Raw genomic sequence first — 18,306 nt, 5'->3', positions numbered from 1 at the left:
ATGGCGCGATCAAGCTGATTGCGAAGTGTCTTGTCGAGTGGCTGCATACCGATATTCCTACTGATACGTTTTATTGCTCGTGAGCATTGGCTTGAGCATTAGAGGCTTTTTAATGCTCAGATCAATGCGCCGAGCATTGCTATCATTCATTGTGGTATTCGTAACGAGCATATTTGCCCTTGCCTGGCGGCTGAATCTGCGGGTTTTCCTCGCGCAGCTCGGCCATTAGCCGGTAGGTTTGATTACGGTCGAAGCGGGTGATCTGACGGATCTCTTTGTTAGATAGGCCGGGTTCGCCGCGCCTGGCGCGCTCCATCAGGATGCTCAGCACCCGAGTCTTGGCCGCATCCCAGTCAATGCGGCGCCGCTTTTCGGCGTTGCCGTCCTGTCTGAGGCGGTCATAGAGCTTCGGATGAATGCTCCAGTAGGCACCGCGCCCCGTGCCACCGTGCTCCACGTAATCAAGCGGCTCCATACGGGAAAGCAGCTCACGGGTTTCCGCTTCACTGCGTTGGCAGAGCTGTGCAGCGGTAGCAGTGTCCACTTCGGCGTGTTGAAGCAGGTATTGGAGCAGCAACAGGTGGTCGACACCCAAGGCATTGCCGCTGCGGCTCTCTTCGGCGACAAATAGGCGGAAGGCCGCATTGAGCTCACGCTTGAGGAAGATGACCGACACGGAGTCGCCGATCTCGCGAATCACCGGGGGCTCCTTACCCTCCATCAGCATGGCCGAGAACATGCGACTGACGCCTAGGTTGCTGCGGTTGACTAGGCGCAGGCGGGTCAGTGCCTCGACCAGCAGCGGATTGCGTGCCGCCGGCTGGTGGTGAAGGATATTGCGCTCACTGATTCCGGCGATGAAACCGCCGTTGTTGCTGATCTCCAGCCGCTGGGAGTAGAGCTTGACCATCACGGGCCCGGCAATGCGCAGGTCAGCGTGGCAGAAGGCATTCATCAGTGCTTCGCGCACGGCGACCTCCGGCCAGGTGCGATACTCGAAGTGGAACATGCCTTGCTCCACGGTCGTGATGGGGTTGAACGGGACCAGCAGCTCTTCGATGCGCTGCACCGAAACCGGCAGAGCGCTGACCCGGTCCTCGCGGATGCCATAGTCGATATCCGACTGCATCTGCAGGAAGGTCCAGTGATGTCCCGGCACATACTCGCGTAGGGCAGCTTCGCTACCTGCCAGCAGTATCGCGGCACGGGTCAGCTTGCCCTGACGAACCAGGCCCAAGGCATCGAGCAGCTCCATGTCGGAGCGTGTCAGCAGATCGTCCGGCACACGCTCCTTGCGGGCCAAGTCACGCAGGGCTTCCAGGGCGACCGGTGACAATAGAGCGGGGTCAGCAGGCGCCACCGCCTCGGCGGTGTAGTCGGTCTCTCCGGTTTCGACGCCTATCTTGCGACGAAGCGTGCCTGTCAGCGGCTGACAATCCTTGCCGACACGCACCGTGCCCGCACCGCGGGTGTCGGTGTAGGGCGGCATGCCAGGGTAGACCTGCATGACCAGGAGCCTCCCGGCACCTTCGGGTACACGCAGCTCCTCGAAGACCGGCATGATATGCGGGTCAGTCTGGTCGTAGACGGCCTTCTTGAGCAGGTTGACGTCAATTTCTGGAGGCACGCCGAGAATGGCCTGGCCGCGCCCCTTTACGCGATCCGCCACACCGAACACCACACTGCCACCACCGCCGTTGGCCATACAGACGGCCATCTGGACCAGCTTCTGAACGGCCTTGTCGCGGCTTTTGCTATCCCACTGCTTGAAGTCCAGGTCCTGATCTTCAAGCTCGTCGGCGATACGCCACTCCAGCTCGTCCAGCAGGGCCGCGATGTCCTGGCTCGATCTCATGTCGCTTCCTACTGGGTGATTACCGGGCCTTCCTGAAGGGCTCCGTGCAGCTGCTGACGCACCTCCTCCAGCCAGGCGTCGATATCCGCATCGCTCTTGAGGGTGCGGCGCGGCAAGCTGACGAACTGAATCTCAGGCTCCATGGCTTCGGCTGCGGCGACCAGCACATCATCGAAGCGGCTGGAGAGCGCATCGATACGGTCGCTGAGCGCGTCGGGTCGCACGTGGCCAAGTGTGTCCAGCACATCATCGGTGGAGCCCAGCGTGATGCTGGGTGCGTCGGCGGCCGTCAGGCGCTTCGCCGCCAGGAGGTCATGACGCTCTTCGGGCGAGAGCTGCTGCCAGTTGTCGTCGGCTTCCAGGCGCTGCATGCCGGCCTGGTGCTGCTCAGCGTAGCGTGTTTCGAGTTCATTGAACGTTTCACGGAAACGCTGAGTCAGGTTGTTCAGCAACGGCTGTACGGGATCGGGATCATCAAGCAAGGCACGGTGCTCGCGGATCTGCGAGACCTGAGCGAGCAGCGCATCGGCATCCTTGAGGCCTTTGGCGTAATCAGCCAAGCGCTTGAGCGTGCCCCAGGCGGGAAGGCGCTGGGTGATTTTTTCCGCAGTGGCCTGCCACTCATCGATAGATGCAATAAGCTCGTCTCGATTGGTGACAATGGCCTTGAGCTGATCGTTACCGCTGCTTAGACGTACGGCTTCGAAAGCGTCTGAGTGAGGGCGCTGAGGCAGCGGCGCCTCGCCACCGGCCTTGTCGGCCAATGAGCGGAGCTTGTCGATGAACTCGGGGACTTTGGCCGAGTCCTCACCGGCGTTGGTCTGTACACCGAGCTTCTGCATCACCTTGCGGATCTTGATGCGTTCTCCGGCGGAGATAGTAGTGGCCTCGATACGGAACTCGGTCTTGCCAATGGCCTTTCTGTCCAGCTCCTGGGGGGCGGTACCATCCGTGGCGCGAATCTGGCCGGCGACCAGCAGTACCTGTATCGCGCCATCGATGGCATCGCGCGGCCAGCCAAAGTCACCCTGCTCGAAGTGGTCACGAATGTCGCTGCCGCTCTTGCCATTGCCCAGGAAGCTCAGGACAGCCTTGCAAACCGGGTGGCTCTGAGGCTCGCCGTCATAGCCTACGGTCTTGAGAGCATCGGGAGCACCTTGCTTGGCCTTGGCGTAGACCTTGTCCCAGGCGGGGCTATCGGCTAGATGGAATTTCGGGTGCAGGCGGGCCAAGGCATTCTCGGCACCCTCCAGGATCGTCTCACGCAGGCTGGCCCCTACCAGTTCGTTACCACCGCCCTGGAACACCCGGGCGCCGCTGAAGGCCTCGTCCAGTAACTCATTCACGCGACGCTGCGCAGTGTCCCGAGTGGTCTGCATCGCGGCGCGGGCCTCCTCGCCCTCTGGCGTCCCAGGAGTGCCTCGGGTTTCCAGGGTGGCAGTGGCGGCCTTGAGGTCGATCAGCTGGTTGCGTAGCTCATCGGCGGAGCGCTTGGGAATGAAGACGAACAGCGTCGGGGACTCCGAACCAGCCTGGCGGGCATCCGCACGGATCTGGCTCTCATCGTCCGACCAGCCATCACGCACCCAAACATAGAGTCGCTCGCCGGCGTCCTTGGGTAGAGCAAGGTCGAACACGGGGGAGAGTGTGCGGGGTACCTTGGCGTCGCCATGCTGCACCGAGAGGTTCCCGACCAGCTTGGCAAAATGCCGACGGATCAGATCAGCGCGTTTGGTCTCGACCTGGTGGGTAGCGTTGTTAAGGATGCTTCTCTGGCTCAGGAAAGCATCGTTCCAGGCTGCGCTCTCCTCGGTCTGGATGCGATATTCATCGCCAATCTTGATGATGAATTCACACTCATCGAGCAACGACGGCAGCCGGCTGCGCAGCGAGCTGCTACCGCTTTTAAGATCGTCGACCAGCAGGTCGGCAATGGTGCTCAGGGTAGGGTGTAACCCTAGCTCGGTGTTAATGCTCGCCAATTTGTTGATCAGGAAGACGATAGCGCAGGCGCGGGCCATCAGGCGCTCGTCATCGTTACCCGCTAGCCAGCGCTGGGTGGCATCGTGCAGCCTCCGCGGCAGCATGCGGGACTGCAGCAGTTTGTCGGTGGCGTCAAAATAGAGGTAGTCACCAGAGATAATGGTGCCCAGTGGCTCATCCAGGTTGGTCTGAATGGCCTTGTGAATCATGCTCAGCTGATTGCGTAGCTGGCTATCGGTGCCGGTCTGGTCGAGCACACGCAGGGCGGCATCCCAGAAGCGGCGGCGTACCGGTAGGATGGGGTAATCCTGGGCAAAGTGCTTGGTGTCTTCTTGCCGGTGCGCAATGGAGGTCTCGGAGAGGTGACGGGAAATCTCGCCCAGATTGGCCTCCATCACCTCACCCACAGGGCCCTTGGCCTCGGGCTTCTTAGCGAGAATGACCTGGCGGATGACAGCATCCACGTCGGCATCCGAGAGTTCGACACGTAGAGTGAAGCGGCCCTGGAGGCGAGCCAGGTTATGGGTGCCAGTGATAGCGGTCTGTCCGGTACCGATGAACATCATGCGGCTTCCCAACTGCTTGCAGCAGGCCTCCACAGCCTCTTGGACTTCGATGGAGCGCTGGCCGTCAGTACCGATGTACTGCTGCACTTCGTCCAGCACCACCAAGGTCAGCGGCATCTTACCGTCACGACTCACCGCCTGACGGATCGCATTCACCATGTCATCGCTGCTCACATCATCCACATTAGGATAGAGGTTCATCAGCGTCATGGCACAGGCAGCGGTACTGTCGAATATCTCGGGCCTGGCTGCTACTAGGGCACGATGAATCTTGGTGGAGACTGTGAACATCTCCACTTCTTTTTTCCAAGGCTTGCCTTCCGCCTCAACGGCCTGCTTGATGTCATCGAGGATGCCTTCTTCCTGTAACCACATGACAAAGCGGGCAGCGGGATACTTAGCAGGTAAGCCAGCGGCGCGAAAAATGACCGCTAGCAGCGCCAAGCGTGCACTGCTATCGCGGGCGCTCGTACCGAGGGTGCCGGATGCTGAAAACAATCCACCATGGCGCTTGCCCTGAGTAGAGAGTTCCTTGAACAGATCTTGGGTCTCTTGAGGCAGATGAGCGAGTCCACGGGCGGTAGCGCCATCGTCGAAAGTGGTGTCTTCCCACAAGTTGCGCAGCATTTTGGCCATGTGCGACTTGCCCGAGCCGAAGAAGCCACTGATCCAAACGCCAGGCTGTTGGGAAGCACCACTGCTCAGGTTGCGTAGGTAAGCATCGAGAATATCGTGCATCCCTTTAGCATACTGACCATCGCAAACGAAGGTCTCCAGTTCGTAGCGGAGCACCGTCTGGGCACGGTCGCTGCTGTCGTCGTTGACGTAAGCGACGCCTTCGTTTTCCAAGTGTTGCTGGGATGGGTCTTTAGCATAGATATCGCGGTTACGCATGCATCCTTTTCCCTGCGGTGGCAAGTGGGTGTTGTGTTAAGCGTGTCGGCATCTAATGTGCGCCGTCAGGAGTAATAGGAGTAGCCAGGTAGTTCCAGCCATCATAGCCATCCAGCAGCCGGTAATTGTTATTGTCAAAACTGCCGGGGAATAGCACCACTAGGCGGCCGAGGACATGTGGGGCAAACCGGTCAACGACTGCCTTGACTTTCAGGAGGCCAAACAAGCTTCCAACTCCGTACAGGGCCATGACATGGTTTTTCTCTACAGCCATTTCTCCAATAACGGAGACGAAGCGTTCTTCCAGCCAATCTAGATAGTGGTGGTCAATCATCTTGAGTTGCTGAGGCATCGTGAAAAAAGCGTCTGCATACTCTTGCTCTGCCATCCACTCAGCAAAGGTGGAAGTAAGATCGAAGCTTGCCCAGTCATGACCCGCCTGGTGGGTGGTTAGCTCAAATTCACCTAAGTTGGCCCGCAGGCGCAGTTCCTCGGTTTCCGGGTAAACGCAGAACACTACGCGCTGGGCCGCTGCGGCATCGCCACGCCAGGGCAAAGCTATAAACCTGCCATAGGAGTCCACGAGGCGTTTGATCTTGCTCATGGGGTAGCTCCTTCAGTAGCCGTATCGCTCTCGGGCTTTATGGCTGCCTCCGCGACGGGAGCCAGGGCGGGGAAATCGACATCCATGACATTGTCGACTCGGCGCATTACCAGCCAGCCACGGGACGAAGCCTGGGCAGCCAGTTCTAATAACCTATCGGCGCCGGAGTCCAGTAGCTTAAGGTATTCGCTCTGCAGCAATAGCTCACCACGCCCACCCTGAATCCAGCCAAGATAAAGCGCGAACGCGACAGCACCTGTCGCAGGCTCAAGCTGGCGGCGGAATTTTTTGACACGCCCGCTCATATAGCCAGCCTTTGTTAGGCTGCTATTAATGTTCTGAGCTACAGATCTTCGAGTAGCGGGACTGAAGCGCTCAGGCCAGCGGACCTCGATAAGCTGCTCTACCCAGTCACGGCTGACGAGGGTTCCAGGAGTCACTTCTAGTATGGCTGGTAAAAGGCCACGCAATAGGCTATCGCGTGCCGCTGCAGCCAGCAGAGCCAATTGCGGATGAGCGGCCTTATCTCTTGACCAGAAAAAACGCAGGCCGACATGGATCGGGTTGGCTGGGTCCAGCCCATACAGTTCCGCCAAGTGGCGAGCTGTCAGGTCACGGGTTCTGCCCGACCGCTTGCCCAAACAGTTCTGTTCTCGAATCGCAGCGCGATAGGCTGACGCCGGCGCCTCGCTGGGCACGCTATCGAATAGAGCAGCAAGCTCATTCAGCATGATCGTCCGCGAAGCGTGTACGCCGCCTTGACGCTGCATAAACCCTAATCGACTTAGCGCTTCGTGATCATGCATCACCATCTTCACCTTCGTTAGTCCTATCGCTACGGTCGCTCATCAGCTTCCTCTCGCTTGAGCTTCGCAACCGGCCGCATGCTTGGGCAACTAATATAGGGGACTAACAATACACGATGTCGCGCTTCACGCCGAGGTGGTCCCGGCGAGGAAATGACTCAGGCCCACCAATTGTTCAGGAAGAGTGTCGTCTGAACAATTCATAAGGTTTGAGGGGGTGGGGGTTCCACTATCTTATCTTTGTGGATCAGCCCCCCTTCATTCCGCTGTAACAGCAGCGGAATGAAGGGAGGCTGATCCATGAATAGTAGAAAGGTTTGCAACGGCGTCCAGCCTACTACCGGTGAGCAGCTACATCCAGTTGCACATGGCCGTTAAACTCTTGGGCTCAATCAACAAACGCAGCAGCACCTACGGTTATTCTACAAGGATTTACGCTAGTCACTTCACTTCACTTCACTTCACTTCACTTCACTTCACTTCACTTCATTGAAGGGTCGATCTCTGAGTTTTTAAGAATTATTGATGTTTAGAGCGCGTGACAGGAAGGAGGGAGGGATCAGATAATAATTGTTCATCAAAAAACGAGAGGGCTGATTAATGAATGAGGTTTCCTTATTGGTTGCTATCGTCAACCTTATCTTTAGGATCTTAGCTATTGTTGAAAAGCGGATTGAAAATGCTGCGTTCGTGGTGATTGAGGAATATGCGCGCAATCCTGAAGCTAGTAAAAAGTGTTTTCCAGATGTGGTTAGGAGGAGGGGGAAGATATTCCTTGGTTGGAGGAGAACGACGTGGCACGGGGATGGCCGTTTTGAGATCGTTAGCGCAACATACGATAAACGACCTATCGGAGCCAACGTCCTTCGTTATGAAGATGAAAACCAGAAGAGAGTTATAGAGGCGGCTGAGAAAAAGCTTGGAAAGCTTCGCGAATGCTTGATTCTGATCGAGAAGCACCGAAGGGATTATAAGCTAATCGCAAGGAGAGTAAAAAATATTTACGATACAGCAGATACGAACAATGACGACTGAGGAAGGGTTGCCCAAGCTTCTCAGTGAAATTCTCTGTGGATTCAAGGGAATGAAGGAACACATAGAGAAATGCTCTGACCTTCTGTATGAAGAAGCCGTAAGTATCCGAGACGACTTTAGGCATTCAAGGGATGAGTTCAAGAAAAGCGAAGGCAGGCATATTTACTGGGTGCATGATGTGCGAGTAAAAAAAACAAAAAATGGTATATGTGTCGAGTGGTTTTTTTACAAATCAAGGCGTGGAGATTTTAGCATCTCTGAAAGCATAGCGAGTGAAGGGGAGCTGCAAATTCCTCCTTCCAGCTTTAAAAAGTGCTCAAGATATGAGAAGAAATGTATAAAAGATGCAGAGGAGAGGTTTTTTAAGCTTAGGCAGATTACTCGGCATTTGTCATCTATGTCACTTGGGCATTCTAGTCTCAGTCAGATGAAGAGTGCTGCATATAACAAGATAGTGGATGATTCCAACCCGTTGGTGGGTATCTGTCCGCCCGAGTGCGGTTGTGAGCTTCCTTGTGATAGCCTACTGAGAGCTCAGGCGATATACGGCTGGGGGATGATTTTTCATGATTAGGCCAATTGACGTTGGCCTTTTCCTATTAGCGCACCTTCAACATGAGTGCTAATTATTTCAAAACCTTTGTTGGGTATATTATTGTCACTGATAAAAGCCCTGCAGGTTATGTGCCCTGCCATGGTTGCATGATATAAGTCGCGAGTACGCTCACAGACAAGTATCTAAGCGAGTTAGTACGATTTGGCAGCCGATCGAGATGTTGCGGCATTTTTCTCAGCAAGCGGCGTGCCAGTGGCTTTTATTGGCTCATAAGCTGAAACTGCTTTATAAGCTAGCAGGTTACTATCATATACAATATGCCAATGCGATGTGTTTATGCAGTAATTGCACAGCAGGCTATATCTTAGCTCTAACAGATTCAGATGGGAGAGGGTGTGAATATCGAGCAGGATAAAATTTGGATATTGTGGGCATCGCTGTGATGGTTGGTAGCCCAGTGGCAGCATATCAATACACAGGCAGCATTCTGTCTGCATTCGTTGTGTTCATGGGAGCTGGGACAATCTGGGTATGCCTAGAGGACCGTTTGAGATGATCGAGGCGCGGCAATCCTGTCAGTAGAGCTAGCGCTCGGGGCAGCTCTGCTAGTAGCGGATAGGAGGTCGATCGGAGAGTTGTGGTAGAGCCATCAGGCGAGGAAGACGGCGCTCTTCAGCAAACGGATCGCAAACCTGCAGGCCAAGCGAGTTTTCAACATGGGTTATTCCAAGTTTATCAATCCTAGCAGAACGAGAACTGATCAGTTGAGAGCGACACCATTTGACGCAAACGGCCGCTATCCTGTAAATGCAGATCGCAGAGAGACGAGCCAGGAGGCGCGACATGACCGAACGTTTCGAAGTCGATGGCCTGATTTATGAAGTCCGCTTCACCTGCGCCAACCAAATTTCCTTCGCCATCGTCGGCGGGGCGAACCCCGTCTACGACACATACACCTACGATCCTTTCGAGCGTGTCGACGACTGGGGCACAGACCCTTGCGTCATGGAGGACATTGGTGTCACCCGCTACCCGCTCCGGGTCTACCGTCAGGTACTGCTACGGATCCACTCTTGGCTCGGTGCTACCCGGCCGAAGACCTTTTCATTCTGCGCCTGGTCAGACCGCCGCTATTGGATTTACGAGAGAGTGGCTCGCCATCTGGCCGAGCGCTTCGATTATGACCTGCAGATCATTGATGGAGCGTACCTGTTCTACAAGCTGAAACCCGGGGCGGCCAGCCAAGGTTCATATCCTGCACTTTTCGATCACCATACAGCCGCCTAGTGGGCCCGCTATGGCCTTGTCTGTTGAACATCTATCCCGTGTCCTGTTTGCCGCAGATCCCATGGGGACCTGCTGCAAGGAGAACGACTGCTTCGACGAGTATGATGCTATCGCTGACGGTATCGTCTCGCGATGTGAGCAGGGCCAGTCTTTGGAGGTAGCACTTAACGAGACTTTCGAGGAGTGGTTCGGAATGGAACTTGCCGAGCGTGTCGACATGCAGGCACTGTGTAGAGAGCTGACGGGCCGCAGCCCATCAGCCTGAAGTGACTGGAAAGCAGGAGCCGGCGAATGGAAGAACTACGTGCCGAGCTGCAGCGAAGGGCGGCGTCACGTCCCGCGCTACTACGCAAAATGGGCTACCGTAAACTTGGTGAGATAGTCGTCCGCCGCTTGTACGAAGTGCTGAAGGATCCCGACCTGGGCCTGAGTAGCGGTGGCTTCGATTTACGTTTCGGCAGCCGTGAATTCCTCTGTGCGCTCTGTGAGGCGGTCGGCCTGGACGAAGCGGATTATTTACCGCTCATCGAGGCTCGTCAGCAGTGGCTGAGCGATGAGTGGCACGCATTTAAGCCCTACGTTTTCATCGACACCAATTTCCGGCGCTCGGATCGGCCGGGAACGGCTATCTTTGTCCTGGCGATCTGCGAGAGTATGCGGCGCATTACCTTCCCGGAGGGCTTCTGGCGCAAGCCGCTGAGTGAGCAGATACAGCTGGCCCAGGCACGGGTGCGTCAATTCATGGCCGAAACGGGAGGTGACGTGAAGATCTGGGGTACTGCCAAGCGGTTCCTGTTCTTCCATGCCGAAGATGCTGCCATCGAAATTTCCCCGTCGGGTCAGGTGCTGGGCGATCGGCAGGGCGGAGTGCCTAGCCGGGCCTCGTTGAGGGTCGGCAATCAGGAAGTTACCACGAAGCCGGCGTCGGACGCGGACGACTGACAACCCAACCAGGAGCGATATGTACGATTTAATTGGCGATATTCACGGCTACGCCACCCCTCTCAAGCACTTATTAAGCAAGCTGGGCTACGCCGAGCGGGATGGTGTCTGGCAGCACCCCGGACGTCAGGTAGTCTTTCTGGGCGACTTTGTCGATCGCGGGCCGGAACAGGTGGAAACCGTACGCATTGCCCGCGCCATGGTCGAAGCTGGGCAGGCCCTGGCGGTGATGGGTAATCATGAATTCAATGCCGTGGCCTGGGCGACCGAAGATCCCGAGGCCTCGGGTCAATACCTGCGCTCGCATAACGACAAGCATCGTCGCCAGCACCAGGCGTACCTCGACCAGATCGAAGAGGGCAGTGCGCTTCACCATGAGCATATTGCCTGGTTCAAGACGCTCCCGCTGTCCTTGGATCTCGATGGGCTGCGGGTCATTCACGCCTGTTGGCATCCCCCGTCGCTGCAAGTCCTCGGTGACTATACGGATGCGCAGCAGCGCATTCTGGAGACAGCCTGGCCTGAGCTATGCCGCAAGGGCACTACGGCCTATGACGCTCTGGAAACGGCGGTCAAGGGGTTGGAGGTGCCGCTACCGGCCGGGGCCGAATTCTTCGACAAGGACGGCAATCCGCGTCATCACATTCGGACGCGCTGGTGGGAACTGGAGCGCCTGACCTACCGCGACCTGGCCATGGTGCCTGCCGATCAGATCGAGGCCATCCCCCATGACCCGGTGCCGGAGGATATCCTGCCGGGCTATGCCGGCGATGAGCCCTTGTTCGTCGGCCATTACTGGCTGACCGGCGAGCCGGCACCGCTCAACCGTTACATCGCCTGCCTGGATTACAGTATTGCCGCTGGCCACACGCAGAATGCTGGCGAGGGCAAGTTGTGCGCCTACCGCTGGGACGGGGAGCGTGAGCTGTCGAAAGATCGCTTCGTGTGGGTGACCGAATGATATTTGACCCCTCTTTCGACGGTACTTTGTCTCAGCGTAGTGAACCGCTGTCACAGCAGGAGAGATGTTGGAGCGCTTTCGCTGCAGTCTGCTGGGAGGCGCCGTGGGCGAGGCCTTGGGACTCGCTAAAGCGCACCTTCGCTAAGAGCCCTACCATGAGGAGACGCTGCGTAGTGTTCAGCAGGCCGAGGATCAGCGAACACCTGAGCGCCACATGCAGAAGCGATTACCCTGGTCGGTAAATGCTGGCATCGAGGAGACACTGGTTATGTCGATCTATTGCGCCCTGATTGCCGAGGACTTCCCTCAGGTGTCACCTTGGCGGCCAACTATGACGGCGACTCGGATTCGGAGCGATTGCAGGCAACCTAATGGGCGCTCAGCGAGGCGACCAGGATACACCTGAAAATGGCGGGAGCCGCTGTAACTACACTGTGTCATTGTCGAGCTGATTAAGGGGCTATTGATGTTTCTCGCTTGGGATATTGATGATGTTATTAGCAATGAAGCGGAATATGGACGAGTCTGGAAGAGGTATCCGGGTTTCAGTCCTCGCAACTCTATGCTCGGGGTCCTATCAAAAATGAGCGAGAATTCAGGAGCAGGTAAGTACACATGTTTTGTGGTACTGCAAGTGCTTTTATGAGCCGCTATCTAGTCATAACTATTGGGGTCTTGGTCCTAATGCCGACTGGAATGGTCAGTCCCGAGGCACTGGCACAGCGTATCGTTAGGCAACCCTCTGAAGTGAAACATCCTTACGATATCGCCTTAGAGCATTGTGAGAAACGAGGGGGGCTTGCCCAGTATAGTGTTCTGGGAAAAGTGGTGAAGTTTAGCTGCGGCAACAGCCCTGCTAGCGTAATCAGTATTGATTTATAGAACTGCCTTTACAGATGTGATGTTGGCCTGCCGGCATAGAGCGAAGCCGATAATCCTATAGCTTCTTCTCCCTCGAAATGACCGCCAATGGTTCACGGATTTGATCGGCGCTGCCACCTAGGACTATAAATTGATTACTTTATATCAATTACTTACTTGCAGCTTCGGTGAATTGGGATATCGTAGAAGCACGATTTGCAGCCGTAGCCAACGGTTAAATTGGCTGGGCCAGCAGGCGGTGCCCCAAAACACCTGCTGCGCGTCATAAGCCTAGGGCTCGTACGAGCCCGCCTCCACTTAGGGACGCGCTCATTACTGAATTGTTCTTCGTGAAGTATGCCCAGTGCGGCACTAAAGGGCGCCGTTCTTGCCCTTCGTAACCTCGAATTGTCAGCGATTTTATCAGGGCGAGTTGATCAGGTTGATCGGTGGGCTACCAAGCTTTCCTCACTCAGATTGTTACTCTGTCTGTTCCAGACACCTCCCTGTCCGAAGCAGACATTAAACCGCCTTTTTTGATTATTTCTTTAAAAAAAGCTTTTTTGGGGTTGCCATCTCAAGAGACATGTTTAAGCTTAAATCAAGCCGCTCGCACCAAGTTGTTACGGGGCCTAGCAGGAAGAAGCTATAGTTCTTTAGCTAGTTATGCCGAACAGGCAGCTGATAGTAGCGGTGTTGCTTGAGCCGCCGAATAGGCGGTTGATAGTAGTGGTAATGCTGGAACTGCCGAATAGGCAGTTGGTAAGTGCTGAAGAGCCGGTCAGTCTTACTGGCCGGCTCTATTTTGTTACGCTACTTGGACCACAAGCCAAAACTACTAGTTTTTATTACCGCCGCCTTCAGTTGATTGGATTTCACTCTACCTAAGGTTGGTGGCGCAGGCTCCTGAAGAGATATCCAGGTGCGCATTGCGAAAGCAACTGTCACTTAGAATGCTCACGCTACTTAGATAGTCAAAGACCCGGAAGCCGGGTCAGAGCTGTCTTAATGTTGCGTTAGAACCTGGTTTCGGCTTAATAAATAATCTACTTATGGAAAGGCCGAGCTGTGCATAGCCGATGACGGACATGAGGATTACGGAAGTAAGGGCTATTGAAATGGTTAATGGTCAGCTGGCTAATTCGGATAAAAGTCAAATTAGCCGCCTTGCAGGGTGCTCTAAGTGCCGTAAAGTACCGATGAATGGTGCAAATGAGTACGTATAATGTCACAGAATCAAAGCAAACAGAAATCGCAACGTCGCATCTTGACAGACGTTTCTATTCGCGCGCTTTCGCTGGGTGAAACTGCGACGGAATCCCTGCCTGGCCGAGGCACTGGCTCAATTTACTTCGAACGCCGTCCTTCTGGTTCGATAGATTGTTACTTTCGCATGAGGAAAAACGGTAAGTCTATAAAATTTAAGATCGGCACGTACCGCAACTCTGCTCGCTCCTTCGGCCTATCTCTCGTTGAAGTACGAGATAAGGCTCGTGAGTTATCTCACATTGCAACTGAGCATGGCGATGTGAAACAGTACTTGGCCGAGCAGGCAGAAGCCGAAGAGCAAGCTAGGCAAGAGCGTGAGCGGGCATTTGAAGAAGCCCGACGGCAGGCTGAGTTGGAAGCTTCACGTGGGACGTTGTCTGAGCTGTTTAATGACTATATCGATAGTCGACGTGGAAAGAATGATGCACGGTATATCAGGGAGCTTGAGCGAGTGCTTAAAGTAGAGTTAGAAGGAAGTGCTCAGGTAATAGTAAGAATGAAAGCTCGTGATATTCGTCCTGATCACATTCGTGAAATTCTCCAGCCAATCTGGGACCGTGGCGCAAAGAGCATGGCAGATAAGCTTCGCTCTTATCTTCATGCTGCTTTCGAGTACGGCCTAAGATACGAATATTCCTTAGATCGAAAAAGCTCTCGGGTCTATTCGCTTGAAAGCAACCCTGTGGCAGCAACACCAAAGGAGCATAAGGGCAGGGCCTTGACGCGTGCTCTTAATGAGGATGAACTCTCTTTGTTTTGGAACACAGTAACAGAGGCCGAATCGGTAGGCCCAATTGTTGCTCGGTTACTTCTTTTTATAATTTCGACTGGTGGCCAGCGTATTGACCAGATACTCCGCGAGCCATGGACAAGCTATAATTTTAAAGAAAAAGTTCTGGTTATTGATGAACGCAAAGGAAAAGGAAATAATCATGCTCATCTGGTACCACTCACCAGCAGGTCTATCAAGCTTTTAGAGGAAGCGTATGCTATTAACCCAAGCTCACCTTGGCCATGGTCTACTACCGGAGAGGGACCGGTCGATATATCAACTCCAGGAGATGCAGTCAAGAAGTGGCTAAAATCATCCTTTTCCAAAAGTGAAAAAACGCTAGTAAGTTACTTTACGCCAAGAGATCTTAGGCGGACTTGCTCACAGATTATGCAAAGGAACAAGATTGACACTGAAGCCTGCAACTTATTACAGTCTCACGGTCTTACTGGGGTTGTAGCCAAGCACTATCAGAACGATCCTTACTCATACTTACCCAGAAACCGCGATACAATGAAGCGCTTCGATGCCGCCCTAGATGGAATCCTCCTTGGCAGCAAGAAACTACATGGCAATATTATCTCCTTCCCAGAGAATAGCGCACATTAATAAGGGGCCTGGCGGCCCCTTAACGAATTCCGAATTACCATGAGTCATCAAATGGGCTGCTAAACGTATCCCTAAGCCCTCCGTCGTCCGTGCTAAGAGAGTTCTCGCTTGTACCAAAAGGGTTTCCAGCGACATCCAGCATCCCGCCTTCCATCATCGGAAGGCCACTGGTTGGGTTTATGCCCATTGTCGAACCATTATTGCTTTCGTAATTATCGTTGTGTGTGCTATCAAAGAGCCAAGCTAAAATCTTCATTTAATCACCTTGATAGTTAATAGGAGAGGTATCAAAACCAGTCATGTCCTTCTCTGCTTTCTTGGTAGTTTTCTCGGCAAGGAACACCTTGGTAACCGAGGGCAGATTGCATGCGTATAAACATTATTTTTTCACCCCTTTTCCTACGCATCATTACAGAGATTTCCACTTCATAAAAATCCTCGTAGCTTTCTGCGAATTTCACGATGTCTTCCATTGGTTTTTTAATTTGGTTCATGGGTGTCTCCTTGTGTCGGTCTAGTTGTGTACCCCGGTATGAAAGAGAAACAAACTATGCCTCTAGGTACTACCAATGACTCTGCAGCCACTGCCGACTGATCCCCATTGATGCTGGAGCAGCTGCAAAGCCTCGACAATCTTCACATTAATACATTCTATAATGTTTGCAATGCTACCCTTTGCAAAGTTATATATTGATACCAAAAATCCTATGTGCGCATGTTTTCCTGTCTGCATAAGACAGCGAAGCTGTTCCCTGTTCATTTAAGACAGAAAGGAGCGATCCCTCAGGATTTTTAGAAAAACTTTGAATTCAGGCGTTGTTGACCTAAGAAATATAGTTATCTTAGTTAGAAGTAGGATTTGTCCTATCTAAGGAGCACAGAGCGGGGCCTAATGATGACTGCTATTTAATAGGAGCGCTAAGGGTAAACAGCCTTGTCGATACTGTGGGTTAGAGAACCCTTCTGGATGTTTTTCAAAACAGCCCGGAGACTGCGGGTGTTGAAATTTTCATCACGTTTTTGATTGCTCTTAAGGCTTCTAACTTGGAAGTTCAAGCATTTCTAACAGTCAATCTGCTCTTTCTAAGTGTGCCGTACTGCTATTGTTAATACGCTTGGATCTCAAGAATAAAAAGGAACCTCCTTTGGGTCAAGGTTCCCCCAAGGCCTTGCTCTGACAATACGCGCGACACATTCTGTCGCGCAACATGTTCTCTATGCGACAGATATTGTCGCTGGCAGGGGAGAGACTATTACCGTAACCAACCAAGAGCACTACAGGAGGCACTGCATGGCGATTGGGGAATTGGTCGACTTATATACACCTGCTACTCAGGAACAGAGGCCTTCACCAGGCGTAACCCTCAGTGGCCTCAAGCAGGCGCAACGGGGCTTATGGGAGTCCGACCGTAGTGTCTGGCGTGCGACACAACCTCTGATGGCAGACCTGGCAGAGGCACTGAAAATTGTGCCTGTGATTGACGACCGCCTGATTTCTGCCACTACTGATGGTAGAAAAATATATTTCGATGCTCGTTACAGCGCAGGACTGGATGTCGACACCCGACGTTTTTTGCAGGCACATCTAATATGGCATTGCTCGCTAGGGCATATCCTACCTCCCGCAGGGGCGGATAGCTATCGCTGGCATCTAGCCTGCGATCATGAAGTCAATTGCCTGCTGCTCCATCAAGGGTTCGCTATGCCCGACACAGCGGTGCTGTTCTTCGCCAAGTTCAACCGCCCTGCGGTAGAAGTCTACGACTGGTTGGCGGCGCATCCTGCAATTGAGCGTGAATGTTTCTTGGACCGCACTGTTCAGCAATGTATTCGCTCAGCTACATCAGCAGCCTATGATGCAACATTTACTCCTCATACAGTGGATGAAACTCTAATCGAGACTTGGCAGGAGCATTCCCAACTGATAGCACGTGATTATCGATGTTCCCCTCACATGCCCCTAGCCATCGACATAATGCTGACAAAATTGGGCATGGCTGGTGAATGCTGAACCACTATCTAGCTTGCTGCGCTCAAGTTCAGACCATCAACGGTCGATACGTATCTACTAATGTGGCTCGCATAAACGTTTAATAAGGGAACTTATGTCCGATTTCCGCGATACGCTGTTTCGCTACCTGGCGTTACTACAATTGATACCCCGTGCCCCGGGAAAAATTGCCACTCCTGTCCTACTCGAAAAGCTCCGAGAGCGCGGCTTTCAGATCGACATGCGCTCGTTGCAACGAGACTTGCGTGATAAGCTGGTGTTGCACTTTCCTCTCATCTGTGATGACAGCCAGAAGCCCTACCGGTGGTACTTTGACCGTAATTTCAGTTGCAGCCTGCCTGCGCTGGACACTCCGGGGGCGCTAACCATGGTGCTTGCCGAGGAATATCTAAAGGGCCTGCTACCACCAGTTGTTGTGGGGCAACTCTCGCCTCAGTTTAGGGATGCCAAGCAGCTGCTCAACGACTTGGACAGCAACGGCCTGAGTCAGTGGGCCAAGCGAGTACGTGCTATCCCCAACGGCAAGTCGTTAATCCCGGCACCACTTGATCAGGAAGTCTGGACGGTAGTGACAGAGGCGTTGATGGAGCGGAAGGCCCTGGAGGCCAGCTACCTATCTCGTAGCAATCACTCGCTCAAGTCCTTGATTTTACATCCTCAGGGGTTGGTGAGCCGCTACAGCGTCAGCTACCTGATCGCCACGGTGGATGACTATGAAGACATACGCCAATTCGCGCTGCATCGGATAAGACAAGCGAAGATAAGCGAGACTTATTGGCGTGAGTCGACCAGTTTTGACTTGGATAGCTATATTCAAAATGGTGCGTTCGGCTATAGGCAGAGTGCCCGAGAGGTGACGCTCATTGCCAATGTACACCCTCAGGTAGCTTGGCTACTCGGGGAAACACCGCTTTCTGATAAGCAACATCTGCATATTCTTCCGTATACGGACTGGCAACGTCTAGAAGCTAAGGTTCCTGATGATCAGGAGACGCTATGGTGGCTGATGGGGCTGGGAGCGAATGTCGAGGTGCTAAAGCCGACTCATTGGCGTGAGGCGATCCTTGATGCTGCAAAGAGAATCATGGATAGAGCCGCTACTCCTGAGTCTATTTAAGCCTCTCAGAATGCTGTCAATTCAGTGCTCCGGCATACGTCAAATGCAGCTAGGTGTAGACGCTCCACGACATTACGCTGATGGCACTTCGATCACGCCGGTCGGTGCGGTAAGCCACACTGCGGGCGGCGGTGACGACAGCGCCTCAATCAGCCGCTGCCACGGCGCCAGAGCCTTT

15 protein-coding genes are annotated in these 18,306 nt (G+C 53.9%); 10 read left to right on the top strand and 5 right to left on the bottom strand.

What is annotated here, in order from left to right; genetic code table 11:
* Window positions 1-142: 142 nt before the first annotated feature.
* The 4 genes from R5M92_RS12825 to R5M92_RS12810 are packed head-to-tail and all read right to left on the bottom strand — an operon-like array spanning window position 143 to window position 6,708.
* Entirely contained in the window at window positions 143-1,855 is a 1,713-nt protein-coding gene (locus tag R5M92_RS12825; RefSeq protein WP_346796346.1) for an ATP-binding protein, read from the bottom strand.
* 8 nt (window positions 1,856-1,863) lie between these two features.
* A complete protein-coding gene (gene brxC, locus R5M92_RS12820; RefSeq protein WP_346796344.1) occupies window positions 1,864-5,298 on the bottom strand; it encodes a BREX system P-loop protein BrxC in 3,435 nt (1,144 codons plus the stop codon).
* 52 nt (window positions 5,299-5,350) lie between these two features.
* Window positions 5,351-5,902: a BREX protein BrxB domain-containing protein gene (locus R5M92_RS12815; RefSeq protein WP_346796342.1), complete on the bottom strand. Its 552-nt coding sequence runs from the start codon at window positions 5,900-5,902 to the stop codon at window positions 5,351-5,353.
* Complete coding sequence (locus tag R5M92_RS12810; RefSeq protein ID WP_346796341.1) at window positions 5,899-6,708, bottom strand: hypothetical protein; 810 nt, start codon at window positions 6,706-6,708, stop codon at window positions 5,899-5,901. Before R5M92_RS12810 ends, R5M92_RS12815 begins: the two co-directional genes overlap by 4 nt.
* Window positions 6,709-7,308: 600 nt before the next feature.
* Between R5M92_RS12810 and R5M92_RS12805 the strand changes: the two genes are divergently transcribed.
* The 8 genes from R5M92_RS12805 (at window position 7,309) to R5M92_RS12770 (ending at window position 15,000) form a co-directional block, all read left to right on the top strand.
* Window positions 7,309-7,743, top strand: a complete 435-nt coding sequence (locus R5M92_RS12805) for a hypothetical protein (RefSeq protein ID WP_346796340.1) — start codon at window positions 7,309-7,311, stop codon at window positions 7,741-7,743.
* Window positions 7,733-8,317 carry a conjugative transfer protein MobI(A/C) gene (mobI, locus tag R5M92_RS12800; RefSeq protein ID WP_346796339.1) on the top strand — a complete coding sequence of 195 codons (585 nt, stop codon included), beginning with the start codon at window positions 7,733-7,735 and terminating at the stop codon, window positions 8,315-8,317. Before R5M92_RS12805 ends, mobI begins: the two co-directional genes overlap by 11 nt.
* Window positions 8,318-9,142: 825 nt before the next feature.
* The gene (locus R5M92_RS12795) at window positions 9,143-9,586 is read left to right on the top strand and encodes a hypothetical protein (protein WP_346796338.1); all 444 of its coding nucleotides are present in this window, start codon (window positions 9,143-9,145) and stop codon (window positions 9,584-9,586) included.
* Between the two features lie 10 nt (window positions 9,587-9,596).
* Complete coding sequence (locus tag R5M92_RS12790) at window positions 9,597-9,851, top strand: hypothetical protein (protein ID WP_346796337.1); 255 nt, start codon at window positions 9,597-9,599, stop codon at window positions 9,849-9,851.
* 26 nt (window positions 9,852-9,877) lie between these two features.
* Window positions 9,878-10,528: a hypothetical protein gene (locus R5M92_RS12785; protein ID WP_346796336.1), complete on the top strand. Its 651-nt coding sequence runs from the start codon at window positions 9,878-9,880 to the stop codon at window positions 10,526-10,528.
* 19 nt (window positions 10,529-10,547) lie between these two features.
* Window positions 10,548-11,489 (top strand): metallophosphoesterase, encoded by a 942-nt coding sequence (locus tag R5M92_RS12780; protein ID WP_346796335.1) that lies wholly within the window; start codon window positions 10,548-10,550, stop codon window positions 11,487-11,489.
* 1,310 nt (window positions 11,490-12,799) lie between these two features.
* Window positions 12,800-13,054, top strand: coding sequence for a hypothetical protein (locus tag R5M92_RS12775; protein WP_346796334.1), 255 nt, complete (start codon window positions 12,800-12,802; stop codon window positions 13,052-13,054).
* 521 nt (window positions 13,055-13,575) lie between these two features.
* On the top strand, window positions 13,576-15,000 hold the full coding sequence (locus R5M92_RS12770) for an integrase family protein (protein WP_346796332.1): 1,425 nt from the start codon (window positions 13,576-13,578) through the stop codon (window positions 14,998-15,000).
* A 287-nt stretch (window positions 15,001-15,287) separates the two neighbouring features.
* Here the strand turns inward: R5M92_RS12770 and R5M92_RS12765 are convergent, their stop codons facing one another.
* The gene (locus R5M92_RS12765) at window positions 15,288-15,494 is read right to left on the bottom strand and encodes a hypothetical protein (RefSeq protein WP_346796331.1); all 207 of its coding nucleotides are present in this window, start codon (window positions 15,492-15,494) and stop codon (window positions 15,288-15,290) included.
* Between the two features lie 797 nt (window positions 15,495-16,291).
* Here R5M92_RS12765 and R5M92_RS12760 point away from each other — a divergent pair.
* On the top strand, window positions 16,292-17,011 hold the full coding sequence (locus tag R5M92_RS12760; RefSeq protein ID WP_346796330.1) for a DUF2201 family putative metallopeptidase: 720 nt from the start codon (window positions 16,292-16,294) through the stop codon (window positions 17,009-17,011).
* A 94-nt stretch (window positions 17,012-17,105) separates the two neighbouring features.
* On the top strand, window positions 17,106-18,128 hold the full coding sequence (locus tag R5M92_RS12755; RefSeq protein ID WP_346796329.1) for a WYL domain-containing protein: 1,023 nt from the start codon (window positions 17,106-17,108) through the stop codon (window positions 18,126-18,128).
* The last annotated feature ends 178 nt before the right edge of the window (window positions 18,129-18,306 follow it).

Origin of the sequence: Halomonas sp. Bachu 37, from assembly GCF_039691755.1 — a bacterium.
GTDB classification, from domain to species: domain Bacteria; phylum Pseudomonadota; class Gammaproteobacteria; order Pseudomonadales; family Halomonadaceae; genus Vreelandella; species Vreelandella kashgarensis.
The sequence above is the reverse complement of the archived record's forward strand: the minus strand, read 5'-3'. Positions and strand labels throughout refer to the sequence as shown.